The organism is Paenibacillus sp. OV219 (assembly GCF_900110075.1).
Taxonomy (GTDB): Bacteria; Bacillota; Bacilli; order Paenibacillales; family Paenibacillaceae; genus Paenibacillus_Z.
In genome coordinates this window covers 63,386-74,852 of sequence record NZ_FOCJ01000007.1, presented here as the reverse complement: position 1 = coordinate 74,852, position 11,467 = coordinate 63,386, and the positions used below count along the sequence as shown (strand labels likewise).

The following is an 11,467-nucleotide window of genomic DNA, read 5'->3' as shown; positions in this document are numbered from 1 at the left end:
TGTCATTCGATTATTTAATGACGCTGAATCTATTAATCTTAATAGTAAACGATATAAAGTTGCTAATCCATGGAAGAAATTGTGGTATTTTATACCTATATTCGGCACTAAAGACTCCCGCAAATTCTCATGCCCACCCAACTAGAAGAGTTCGGGCGAGAAACGTAGAATTTTCATTCAAATTAATCCTACCCGAAAACTATGTTTTAGAGTATAATAAAATAAATCGACACCAATTAATTGAAACGGAGGTTGATCTCCATGGAACGTCCACCTATAAATTTATCTTTTGATTGCGTTGATGAAGTCCCGCTCCACCGCGTCCGCGGCAACCAGCTGGGCATCTTGATCAGCATCATTGTCAGCGTCCTGACCGGTCAGCTGTGGATTCTATTCCTACCGCTTGTCGTTCAGCTCATCAGCCGAACCTATGGCGTGCGCTATAACCTGTTCGTGCGTGTGCTGTCGCCGCTATTCCCTGTCAGCACCAAAACAGAGAGCCGCGAGCTTCTTCGCTTCAACAACCTGCTCGCGATCATTTTCCTCGCTGTCACACTAGTCGCCTATGCGCTAAACCTCACGGTGCTGAGCTATATTGGCCTCGGCATGCTCACAGTTGCAGTCGTTCTCGCTTTAAGCGGCTTCTGTTTAGGCTGCTTCATGTATTTCCATTGGAAGCAATTCCGCCTGCGCCGGAAAGCTTCACACTAAATGTACACAACGACAAAATAAACCCGGACCGCTTTGGTCCGGGTTTTTCATCGCTTTCAGTTCAGTCGTGTACACTCTAGCCCTGCTCCAGCCACGCCTTCAGCTTCGGCGCCAGCAGCTTCGCTTCCTCATAGCCCTGCAAGTACAGCGCATCCAGCTTCGACGAATCGCGCTCCAGACGGCCGACGATCAGCTTCTGCTGCGGACGGATAACGAATACGTTGCCCTTACGCTCCTGCTCCGCGATATAGTCCAGCTCATCGTTATAGATACGGTCCCGCGTCAGCATTTTCTCTACGAATTTCGGGAATTTGCGGTATGCGCGCCGAACGATGAAGGCGAACCGGTTCCTCGACTTGCGATAGTCGTCGTTGCGGGTAAGAACGAGCACATTGCGCTTATAGCCATCGCGCTCTGCCTGACGCAGCGGAATCGGATCGGAGATGCCGCCATCCAGTAGCTTACGTCCCTTATATTCAATAATCGGCGCGATAAAAGGAAGCGAGCTCGACGCACGAATAATGGTTAATAAATCAAAATCCGGATCGCTCTTACGATAGTATACCGTCTCGCCTGTTTCGCAATCGGTCGTGCCGATGACGAATTCCTCCGGACAGTTGTTGAATGCTTCATTATCGAACGGCACCAACTGGTTCGGAAGCTCGTCGAAAATGAAGTCCATCCCGAACAGCTCGCCCTTCTTAAAAAAGCCGCTCCACGAGATGTAGCGCGGATCGCTCACCCAGTTCACGTTCACTTCCCGGTTCCGGCCGATCTGCCGAGAGAGGTAGCTGGCCCCCATACATGCCCCCGCCGACACCCCGATTGTATATGGAAAATAAAGATTTTGCTCCGCGAAATAATCGAGCACGCCCGCCGTATAGATGCCCCGCATGCCCCCGCCTTCAAGTATGAGTCCAATTGAATCCATTACGTCTGCCTCCTGCACGATATGCCACTAACGTTTCTATAGTTTGCTTCTATTATTTTATCCAACCAAATTTGAGTAAGTCAATTTATACATATGAATATAAAGCAACAAAATCCACAACCTCTTCAGGCTGTGGACACTAAGGTTAACTTGCAATATCGCGCTCTCCTGCCGCCTTGCTTCTGCCCGCAAGCAGTTCCAGACGTTGTCCGAACTTACTCTCCACAAGTCCAGCTACGTAGAGCACGCCCATCAATCCTAGCAGCACGATTGTCACCGAAATCGGAATCGCCCACAGATGTGGGGAATGAGAGAAGAACGGCATAAGAGCAATAGCCGCAATCGGCGGTGCATTCCATTTGAATTTGCGAATAAGCCAGATCGCAATGACGACATTGATAAATAAAGTGATCGCACTCGCATACAACGATACGAGGAGCAAACCAATCAGAGACGTCACAACAGCGCCTAATACAACCTTCGCCAGCTCGCGATTCGTAAATGGACGAGACAGGAACAAGAAGCTAAATGCGCCGATCGTTGGGAAGAATAACGTATCCAGGAAGGATACGTGTAAGGATAGCCAATAGATCAGCATGACATACAGACAGATAACTAACGTTTTTACATTCATAACCTACACGGATGCCTCCTTTCAGTTGCGCGGTAACCGCACAAAATAAGGCGCCCGGGTAGGTGGTACCGGTCGCCTTGCGTCTTTCGTTCATTCCATTCGTTCGTTCATTCGACCATTCGTTCATTCGTTCATTCGTTCATTCGTTCGCTATCCTCACGATAACATACTCTTGCATAGCCGCCAAGATTGGAATTCGCGCCAGATGTTCTTGAATCTGCCTCCTTGCGATGTATGGCCAGCTGTGTCACAATCGGTAAGGGATGTATAGCGTTTCCAAACGAAGAGGAGGACAACAATTCCAATGAGAACGATTAAGCTTGGTACAAGCACGTTAGAAGTGCCCGTTCTGGCCGTCGGCTGCATGCGCATCAATTCGCTTAGCAAGACAGAGGCGGAGCGTTTCGTCCAAACATCACTAGAGGCAGGTGCGAACTTCTTCGATCACGCTGATATTTACGGCGGCGGGAAGTGCGAGGAGATTTTTGCAGATGCCATACATATGAACGATGAGATTCGGGAGAAAATCTTCCTCCAATCCAAATGCGGAATTCGCCAAGGTCAGTTCGACTTCTCCAAGGAGCATATCCTGGAGTCGGTCGATAAGATCCTTCAGCGTCTAAGAACCGACTATCTGGACATTCTGCTTCTTCACCGTCCTGACGCTCTTGTAGAGCCAGACGAAGTTGCGGAAGCATTCGATAAGCTTGAGAGCTCTGGCAAAGTGCGCCACTTCGGCGTATCGAACCAGAACCCGCTCCAAATTCAGCTGCTTAGAAAATCGGTTAAACAGCCGATTATTGCGAACCAGCTGCAGCTTAGCATCACGAATGCCAACATGATCTCTAATGGCGTTAACGTAAACATGGTGAACGATTCGTCGATCCACCGCGACGGCAGCATTCTTGATTTCTGCCGCCTGAACGACATTACGATTCAGCCTTGGTCACCGTTCCAATACGGCTTCTTCGAAGGCGTATTCCTAGACAACGACAAGTTCCCTGAGCTAAACGCCCAAATCGATGAGATCGCGGCGAAGTACGATGTGAGCAACACAACGATCGCAATCGCTTGGCTGCTCCGTCACCCGGCGAACATGCAGCCGGTAACAGGCACCACGAATGTGGAGCGTCTGCTCGATTGCATCAAAGCAAGCGAGATTCGCCTTACTCGCGAAGAGTGGTACGCGATTTACCGCGCGGCAGGCAACATTTTGCCATAAGGCGTGGCATAGCGGCATAGCCGTTATAACAACAAACACCCTCGGGCCCGTAACATCGGGCTTCGAGGGTGTTTCTATCTACAGAGCTAGAACAGAACAGAACAGAGCTACCAGCTCCACAGCTGCTCGAACTTATCCGGGTCCATGCCAGAGCGTTCGTTCCGGTTCAGGCCGTTCAGCTGCTCCATGTCGGCAGCCGACAGCTCGAAGCCGAACAACTCGGCGTTCTCGTGGATTCGCTTCGGGTTCGAAGACTTTGGAATCGTTACGACGCCATTCTGCAAGTCCCACCGCAGCACGATCTGCGCGGGCGTCCGTCCGTAACGCTCGCTCAGCTCCTGAATGACGGGCTCTTCAAGCACACGGCCGAGCATAAGCGGACTCCACGCCTCAAGCTGAATGCCTTTGCTCTTGCAGTAGCTGTGCAGCTCCAGCTGCGTCAGCCGCGGATGATACTCCACTTGATTCACAGCCGGCACAACAACGCTTGCGCCAATCAGCTTCTCAAGATGGTGAATTTGGAAGTTGCTCACGCCAATCGCTTTCACCTTGCCTTCGGCGTACACCTTCTCGAGCGCTCGCCACGTATCGAGGAACGACGCGCGAACAGAAACCGGCCAATGGATCAGAAACAGATCCACATAATCAATATTCAGCTCGCGAAGCGACTGATCCACTGCGCGCAGCGTCTTGTCATAGCCGTGTTCTGGGTTCGCCACCTTCGTCGTGACGAAGATCTCTTCCCGCGGAACGCCGCTCTCGCGAACGGCCCGGCCGACGCCGCGTTCATTCTCATAAGCCGACGCCGTATCAATGCTGCGGTAGCCGGCCTCAATTGCCGTCCGCACCGCGGCCTCGACATGCGGGCCATCCTCCGGTCTTCCCTGCCATACTCCTAGTCCTAGCCATGGCATTTGAACGCCATTATTCAGCGTCACTTTGCTTGAAAGCGATAGCACCACGCGTATCTGCCCCTTCCTCTTCTACCAGAAATTGAGAAGCTTGTTATCCTCTTCTTTATACCCTTTCCACCCAGGTCTGACAAGGCTTATTCCGCTTTAAAATAGACGGACTTGCTCCTTTCACAGATCATAAAAGTCCATATCTTGTATGAATTACGCACATTGAAACCGCTACCATTTCGAATTACAATTTACTTACATCCGTGAACAGTCACTAGAAATCGCCATAATTGGAAGATTTTCAATTCTGGAAGGGGTCGACTCGGACAATGAAGAGAAGTTTGAAATTTACAGCAGGCTCACTCGTCGTTCTATCACTCGCGCTGTCTGCTTGCAGCAGCGGCAAATCCGGTTCTGACGGTGAAGTGCTGCACCTGAAATGGAGTACCTGGGGCAACCCTGGCGAGCTAAAGCGTTTCTACGAATTAACGGATCAGTACAACAAAGATCACCCGAAGACACAGTGGGAGCTCGTTGCTGTACCGAACGACGGTTATGAAGAAAAGCTTATCACGCAGCTGCAAGGCGGCACAGCGCCAGACGCGTTCTACGCGGGCGATCAGACCGTCGTCAAGCTCATTGCCAACGGCTCGATCACTGAGCTGACACAGCTGATGGACAAGCCAAGCAGTCCGATCAAAGCGTCTGATTTTGCCGAAGGGCTATGGGGCGGTTCGAAGAAGGGCGACCAAATCTTCGGCGTAACGGTCGACTGTAACCCGCTTGTCATGTACTACAACAAGAAGGTGCTGCAGGATGCCGGCATTACGGACGATCCGCAAGCCTTGTACGAAGCTGGCGAGTGGAACTGGCAGAAGCTCTCCGAGCTGACGGCTAAGATCCAAGCGGCTGGTAAATACGGCCTCGTGCTTGAAGATTGGTCTTCCCCGATCTATTCGTGGGTAACGACAAACGGCGGAAAAGTGTACGACAAAGATCTCGGCGGACAATTCGTTGCGGATAAAGATCCGAAATCGCTCGAAGCCTTCCAGTACCTGGCTGACAACGTGAAGAGCAAGAACTTCGTCTTCTCCGGCTCCCTGCCGAAAGGACAAGGTCCTGACGCCATGTTCATGTCCAACCAAGTCGGCTTCGGTATCGCTGGACGCTGGTGGGTGCCGCAGTATAACGCGAACACAGCGCTGCAGTACGACATCGTTCCTCTGCCTACGAATACAGGTAACAAAATGGAACCAGCAGGCATCCCTACCGCTTACATGGTTATGAACAAGAAGACGGCTCATCCAGATGAAACCTATGACTTCCTGTCCTACTTCGTGTCGAAGGCAGGCCAGCAGTTCCGTCTGAAAGGCGGTAATGCCGTTCCTTCCGTTTCCGGTGTAGATGATCTGGTTCTCGATAAAGACGCTCAGCCTGCGCACGCTCAGTTCTTCCTGGACGCTCGCGAAATCGGCTATGCGCTCTGGCCTTCGGAATCCGCTGTAGCAGGCGCTTCGGACGTCGTGAAGGATAACTACGACTTGCTGCTGCTCGGCAAGCAGGACGCAGAGACGACGCTGAAGAAAATGGCGGAAGGCGTGAATAAGAAGATCGCTGAGGCTAATGCCAAATAATATAGCAACGCCTTAAGAAGGGGAGGAATTCATTCCTCCCCTTCTCTACTATTCCATTCGAGCTACTTTCGGAGGTGCGTTATGAATCCTAAACGTTCGAACACCATATGGGGCTATTTCTTTATTGCCCCGCAGCTCATTGGGCTCCTAGCCTTCTCGCTCATCCCGCTTATCAGTGCGTTCGTGCTCAGCACGCTCGATTGGGACGGGTTTAAGGCGGCGACATTTATCGGCCTCGATAATTTCAACTATGCCTTCCATAACCCTGACTTTCAGAAAGCGATGAGGAACACGCTGCTGTTCTCCGTCCTCACCGTACCTGCAGGCATCTTCCTCTCCCTGCTTACTGCGGTTGCCCTGAATAACGTGCGGATGCGCGTGCTGTATCGCCTATTCTTCTTCATGCCTGTCGTTACGAGCTCGGTTGCGGTTGCAATCGTGTGGATGTGGCTCCTTAACGGCGACTTCGGCCTCATCAATGTTATGCTCAAGATGGTCTTCAATGTCAAAGGCCCGCAGTGGCTGACCGACCTGAATCTCGTGCTGCCATCGCTTGCAATCGTAAGCATCTGGAAAGGAATCGGCTTCAACATGGTGCTGTTCCTCGCCGGGCTGCAAGGCATTTCCAGAGACTATTACGAGGCTTCGATGATTGACGGCGCGACTAGAAATCAGCAGTTCTGGCGCATTACGGTGCCGCTGCTGTCACCGACGACGCTGTTCGTCACCATCATTGCCGTTATCGATTCCTTCAAAGTATTCGATACCGCTTTCGTCATGACAAGCGGCGGACCGGCAAAGGCCAGCTACACGATGGTCTACCACCTGTACGAGCTCGCGTTCAAGAATTTCCAGTTCGGCAGAAGCGCATCGGCCGCTGTTATTCTGTTCGCAATCATTCTTGTCCTAACCGTGCTGCAAACCTACTACTCCCGCAAATGGGTACATTACGCCGAATAAGGAGGATGAATGTTCATGGAATCTGCGAAGACGGAATCAATGACGCAGCTGCAGCAGCGTACGGCTACAAGGCGCGCTTCACTCAAACTGAATATCCCAGGCATCATTCTCCATCTCATTCTGATCGTAGCTTCGGCGCTCATGATTGCCCCATTCTTCTGGATGGTATCTAGCGGCCTGAAGGATCTGTCTCAGATCTTTCTCGTTCCGCCGAATCTACTACCGAATCCGTGGCACTGGGAGAACATTCATCGTTCCTTGACGGCAATGCCGTTCGACAAGGCCTACTTCAACAGCGCCTACATTTCAATTGCGATCGTCATCGGCCAGCTTCTCACCTGCTCCATGGCTGCGTTTGCTTTTGCGAAAATCAACTTTCCGTTCCGCAACATCCTCTTCATCGCTTTCCTGTCGATGCTGATGGTGCCGGAGCAAGTAACGATCGTGCCGCTGTATATTATTTTGAAAAACCTCGGCTGGCTGGACTCGCACTTGTCGCTGATTATTCCTGATTCGTTATTCAGCGCGTTCGGCGTCTTCCTGCTTCGCCAATTCTTCCTCGGCATTCCACGCGATCTATCAGAGTCGGCGTATGTCGATGGCGCTAACCAGTGGACCATCTACTGGCGTATTATGATTCCACTCGTGAAGCCAGCGCTCGCAGCGCTTGCCATTATTGCCTTCCTCGGAACGTGGAACAACTTCTTCCGTCCGGTTATTTTCTTAAGCACGACGGATAAGTTTACGGTTCCGCTTATGCTGAGTACGTTCAAGGGGCTGTATGTAACGGACTGGACGCTCATGATGTCAGGGTCGACAATCGCGGTTATCCCGGTTCTCGTGGTCTACTTGCTGCTGCAGCGGTACATCATTGAGGGGATTACGATGACTGGTATCAAGGGTTAACGTAGATGTAGGTATTGATCGGGTATTTCGCGTCGATGTGCTGCTCGTACACGACATGCCGCTCAGCAGGCGCTGCGTACTTCCCTCTGTACACAGAAGCGGATATGCCGAAGTAAGCGGCGAACGTTCTAGAGAAATAATGATTCTCGGAGTAGCCGCACTGGGAAGCAATTTCATTAATGCTGAGGGTACTGTGGCGCAGATGATAGGCAGCACGCTCCAGTCGCAGCTGAATAATCATTTGGCGAAGCGGAATGCCCACCTCGCGTGCGAACAATCGTGACAGATGCTCCTGCGACAGCTCGCAGTGGCTTGCGATTTCCACAACCGAGATGGGCTCGACCAGATGGCGGCGAATATAGGCGAGCGCCTTGCCCACTATAGGAGAATAAGAGGAACCGGCAACGGTTTCTTTTTGTTTGGCTGCGAAGCCTAGCTGGCTTAGTTCATTGAGAAGCGCGGCAAGCAGGAATCCACTGCGACTGCTGTCCTTGCCTGTATACGAAACCTCAATTAGGTGGCGAAGCATCTGCTCCTGAAATCCGCCATCGCGAATCGGAATGACATCCGGTCCATCCGCGGTCAGCAGGGCAAGCTCGAAGCAGTCTTCCAGCGTAAAATGTATAAATTGATGCCTGGTCGCCGACGTCTCGCTGAACTGATAGCCGTGCAGGGCCCCCGCTCTCGTAATGACCCAGCAAGGCTTGTCCAGCGTATATACCTTACCTGCAATATGGTAAGTCGTACCCGTTCCAATGGGGAAATAGACGAGCTCATGCTGTTCCAGCCGGCGCAGCTCCAGCTTCCAATTGCGCCTCACGACGAAATCCCCGCACAAATGTACAACAGGCAGTTTCATAACGGTGTAATCAACTCCTATGCCATTGTAGGTTTTTCCAAGCATGTCCGTGCGTAATTGCTATTGTAAGCGATTTCATTTAGGCTTTAAATAGACTGACAAAACTATATAATTAATGTCTATTTTCGACAATTTTTACAGAGGCGGTGTAATGGATGGTTAAGAAGCAGCCCGCGTTGATTGGAATTGACGGTGTCTACATCCCTGTTTCAGACAGGAAGCAAGCGGAAGAGTGGTACGCGCTGCACCTTGGGCTAGAGCGCAAAGAGGATTACTTGCTCGCAGGGAAACAGGAGGTTTTCTTGCGTGAACGAACGGACCGCACGGCTCTAACTTTCAAGACGAATCAATGGCTCGAGAGCGGAGAAAGCTATGAGATGCCTGTCGTCTGTTTTCGAACAGACGATATTGACGGCCTTTATGACCATGCCCGCGAGAACGGCATTCGCGCCGAGGAGATGGTCGTACATCGTTGGTTTAGAGAATTTGACTGCTATGACCTTGACGGCAACAAGCTGAAGGTTTGGCAGCCGAATGCGTAATGGAATCGCGTGACGCGAGAGAGCATACGAACTGGGGGCGGCGATCTCGGAGAGTGTGAGAGCGTACGAACCGGGGGGCGGCGATCTCCGAGCGTGTGAGAGCGTACGAGCCGGGGGCGGCGATCTCGGAGCGAGAGAGAGCGTACGAGCCGGGGGGCAGCGATCTCCGCGCGCGAGAGAGCGTACGAGCCGGGGGCGGTGATCTCGGAGCGTGAGAGAGCGTACGAGCCGGGGGCGGTGATCTCGGAGCGTGAGAGAGCGTATTTGCTCTCTCAGCGGGCGAAGCACCGGGGTTTTTGCGCTGAGAGAACCTATGTGGTCTCTCAGACTCGGAACGAGCCAGGTTTCGGCGTTTTCCGAGCGCGAGAGAGCGTATTTGCTCTCTCAGCGAGCGAAGCGCCGAGTTTTCGCGCTGAGAGATCGTATGCGGTCACTCAGACTCGGAACGAGCCAGGTTTCGGCGTTTTCCGAGCGTGAGAGAGCGTATTTGCTCTCTCAGCGAGCGAAGCGCCGGGTTTTCGCGCTGAGAGAACCTATGTGGTCTCTCAGCTTCGTCATCAACTCTGAGAGTTGGAAACTCCGACTCTCAACCAAAAAAAAAAAGCGACCCGCAAGTCACATCTGTGAGTTGCGGGTCGCCCCGGTCATGCCGACTATAGCTTGCTTCATCTCATTTAAACGGTCATATGCTCGTGGCTGACGAGCGACTTGCGCGCCCAGACGCCACTCTTCCAACGAGCGAGCATGAGCAGCCCCCTCACCCATTCATCGACGGCAAAAGCGATCCAGACCCCGATCAGCCCCATATCCTGATGAATGCCCAGGTAGTAAGCGAGTGGCACGCAGATCCCCCACATGGAACAGATGCCCATGAGGACCGGGAACTTCGCGTCGCCAGCTGCGCGGAGCGAGTTAATGACGACGATGTTGAAGACACGTCCCGGCTCCAGAACGATCGACAGAAGAAGAATGCTAGCGCCGATTGCAATGACCTTCGGATCCTCAGTAAACAAACCGAGGAGCTGATAGCGGAATAACGCAGCGACCGTCACCAAGCCTGCCGTTAACGCAATGCTGAGCTTCAAGCTTCGCAGCAGCCGGAAGAACGCCGCTCTCTTCTCGCCCGCCCCGACCATATGACCGACGATAATCTCCGTTGCCATGCCGATTGCCATCGACATCGCCATGAAATACGCCGAAATGTTCCATACGTACACATGCGCGCTCAACGCTTGCTGACCGATCATGTTAATAAAGACCATAATCATCATCAGCTGCGACTGCCATGCGAGATGCTCGCCTGCGGACGGCAAGCCGATACCTAATATTTTGGACGCATACTGCTTGTCGAAACGGAAGTAATCCTTCAGCCGAATCTTGCTCGGTACCGTTCGGTACAGTAGCACGAGCAGCACCAGTACGCCGATCAACCGACTTGTAATCGTTGATACCGCTGCACCTGTAACGCCCCATTCCGGAAAGCCGAAGTGACCGAAGATGAGCAGATAGTTGCCTGCAACGTGCAGCAAATTGATGCCGAGCGTGACATACATAACGCCTCTCGTATTGCCGTTCGCCCGAATGATCGACGCGATGGCATAAGAGAGCGCCTCAATCCATATAAATCCGCCGATCAGCCTCAGGTACTTGTTCGCAATCGCCACCTGCGCTGGATCAAGGTTCATCAGCTCAAGGCCCTGCTTGCTGAAGCAGAAGAGCACCACGCTGATCACAACGCCAAAAATAAACACCATCGTAATCGCCTGCGCAGATATGCGGCTCGCCGTTTCCTTCTGCCCGGCTCCCAGATATTGCGTCACCGCAACGCTTGTGCCGACGGCAACAAACCCGAACATCATCGCGCAGAACATGATCATTTCATTCGCAAGCCCGACCGCACCGGCCACTTCATCGGAAATACGGCTTAACATAAAGACGTCCGCCGTGCCCAGCATCATCCGCAGGACGGTATCGACCAGAATCGGCCATGCCAGCGCAAACAGCGTAAGCTTCTTCCAAGAGGGCTGCTGTGCCCCTAATTGTTGCTCTCCCCTACTCATTTTACGATTCGCTCTCCTATCCCATTCACCCGTATCTATCTCTCTTTATGATTTCACTCCCGCTATTATCCCACCTGCCTAGGCTGTCTGTCTAATGGAAGTATCA

General features: G+C 52.3%; 11 protein-coding genes. 6 read left to right on the top strand and 5 right to left on the bottom strand.

Going from position 1 to position 11,467, the window contains the following annotated elements:
• The first annotated feature begins 261 nt into the window (after nt 1-261).
• On the top strand, nt 262-711 hold the full coding sequence (locus BMY11_RS18060) for a DUF4395 domain-containing protein (RefSeq protein ID WP_090579170.1): 450 nt from the start codon (nt 262-264) through the stop codon (nt 709-711).
• Nucleotides 712-787: 76 nt separating this feature from the next.
• On the opposite strand, the gene BMY11_RS18055 is transcribed toward BMY11_RS18060, so the two are convergent.
• The gene (locus BMY11_RS18055; protein ID WP_090579167.1) at nt 788-1,642 is read right to left on the bottom strand and encodes a patatin-like phospholipase family protein; all 855 of its coding nucleotides are present in this window, start codon (nt 1,640-1,642) and stop codon (nt 788-790) included.
• Nucleotides 1,643-1,787: 145 nt separating this feature from the next.
• Nucleotides 1,788-2,276, bottom strand: coding sequence for an HPP family protein (locus BMY11_RS18050; RefSeq protein WP_090579164.1), 489 nt, complete (start codon nt 2,274-2,276; stop codon nt 1,788-1,790).
• 304 nt (nt 2,277-2,580) lie between these two features.
• Here BMY11_RS18050 and BMY11_RS18045 point away from each other — a divergent pair, with 304 nt between their 5' ends.
• A complete protein-coding gene (locus tag BMY11_RS18045; RefSeq protein ID WP_090579161.1) occupies nt 2,581-3,498 on the top strand; it encodes an aldo/keto reductase in 918 nt (305 codons plus the stop codon).
• A 107-nt stretch (nt 3,499-3,605) separates the two neighbouring features.
• Here the strand turns inward: BMY11_RS18045 and BMY11_RS18040 are convergent, their stop codons facing one another.
• Nucleotides 3,606-4,412 carry an aldo/keto reductase gene (locus BMY11_RS18040; RefSeq protein WP_090579905.1) on the bottom strand — a complete coding sequence of 269 codons (807 nt, stop codon included), beginning with the start codon at nt 4,410-4,412 and terminating at the stop codon, nt 3,606-3,608.
• Between the two features lie 317 nt (nt 4,413-4,729).
• On the opposite strand from BMY11_RS18040, the gene BMY11_RS18035 reads away from it, so the two are divergent.
• From BMY11_RS18035 to BMY11_RS18025, 3 genes are all read left to right on the top strand, one after another.
• Nucleotides 4,730-6,034 (top strand): ABC transporter substrate-binding protein, encoded by a 1,305-nt coding sequence (locus BMY11_RS18035; RefSeq protein ID WP_090579158.1) that lies wholly within the window; start codon nt 4,730-4,732, stop codon nt 6,032-6,034.
• A gap of 81 nt (nt 6,035-6,115) precedes the next feature.
• Nucleotides 6,116-6,994, top strand: a complete 879-nt coding sequence (locus BMY11_RS18030) for a carbohydrate ABC transporter permease (protein WP_090579156.1) — start codon at nt 6,116-6,118, stop codon at nt 6,992-6,994.
• Nucleotides 6,995-7,033: 39 nt separating this feature from the next.
• Nucleotides 7,034-7,900 carry a carbohydrate ABC transporter permease gene (locus tag BMY11_RS18025; RefSeq protein ID WP_371262884.1) on the top strand — a complete coding sequence of 289 codons (867 nt, stop codon included), beginning with the start codon at nt 7,034-7,036 and terminating at the stop codon, nt 7,898-7,900.
• Here BMY11_RS18025 and BMY11_RS18020 read toward each other — a convergent pair.
• On the bottom strand, nt 7,890-8,759 hold the full coding sequence (locus BMY11_RS18020) for an AraC family transcriptional regulator (RefSeq protein ID WP_177182700.1): 870 nt from the start codon (nt 8,757-8,759) through the stop codon (nt 7,890-7,892). The genes BMY11_RS18025 and BMY11_RS18020 overlap by 11 nt on opposite strands.
• A 155-nt stretch (nt 8,760-8,914) precedes the next feature.
• On the opposite strand from BMY11_RS18020, the gene BMY11_RS18015 reads away from it, so the two are divergent.
• Nucleotides 8,915-9,301 carry a VOC family protein gene (locus BMY11_RS18015; protein WP_090579147.1) on the top strand — a complete coding sequence of 129 codons (387 nt, stop codon included), beginning with the start codon at nt 8,915-8,917 and terminating at the stop codon, nt 9,299-9,301.
• 674 nt (nt 9,302-9,975) lie between these two features.
• Here BMY11_RS18015 and BMY11_RS18010 read toward each other — a convergent pair.
• Nucleotides 9,976-11,361 (bottom strand): MATE family efflux transporter, encoded by a 1,386-nt coding sequence (locus tag BMY11_RS18010; protein WP_090579145.1) that lies wholly within the window; start codon nt 11,359-11,361, stop codon nt 9,976-9,978.
• Nucleotides 11,362-11,467: the final 106 nt, after the last annotated feature.

Coding starts and splice junctions, on each gene's coding strand:
- BMY11_RS18015 (WP_090579147.1), top strand. CDS start 8,915: ATGGTTAAGAAGCAGCCCGCGTTGATTGGAATTGACGGTGTCTACATC.
- BMY11_RS18055 (WP_090579167.1), bottom strand. CDS start 1,642: ATGGATTCAATTGGACTCATACTTGAAGGCGGGGGCATGCGGGGCATC.
- BMY11_RS18040 (WP_090579905.1), bottom strand. CDS start 4,412: ATGCCATGGCTAGGACTAGGAGTATGGCAGGGAAGACCGGAGGATGGC.
- BMY11_RS18060 (WP_090579170.1), top strand. CDS start 262: ATGGAACGTCCACCTATAAATTTATCTTTTGATTGCGTTGATGAAGTC.
- BMY11_RS18050 (WP_090579164.1), bottom strand. CDS start 2,276: ATGAATGTAAAAACGTTAGTTATCTGTCTGTATGTCATGCTGATCTAT.
- BMY11_RS18035 (WP_090579158.1), top strand. CDS start 4,730: ATGAAGAGAAGTTTGAAATTTACAGCAGGCTCACTCGTCGTTCTATCA.
- BMY11_RS18025 (WP_371262884.1), top strand. CDS start 7,034: ATGACGCAGCTGCAGCAGCGTACGGCTACAAGGCGCGCTTCACTCAAA.
- BMY11_RS18010 (WP_090579145.1), bottom strand. CDS start 11,361: ATGAGTAGGGGAGAGCAACAATTAGGGGCACAGCAGCCCTCTTGGAAG.
- BMY11_RS18045 (WP_090579161.1), top strand. CDS start 2,581: ATGAGAACGATTAAGCTTGGTACAAGCACGTTAGAAGTGCCCGTTCTG.
- BMY11_RS18030 (WP_090579156.1), top strand. CDS start 6,116: ATGAATCCTAAACGTTCGAACACCATATGGGGCTATTTCTTTATTGCC.
- BMY11_RS18020 (WP_177182700.1), bottom strand. CDS start 8,759: ATGAAACTGCCTGTTGTACATTTGTGCGGGGATTTCGTCGTGAGGCGC.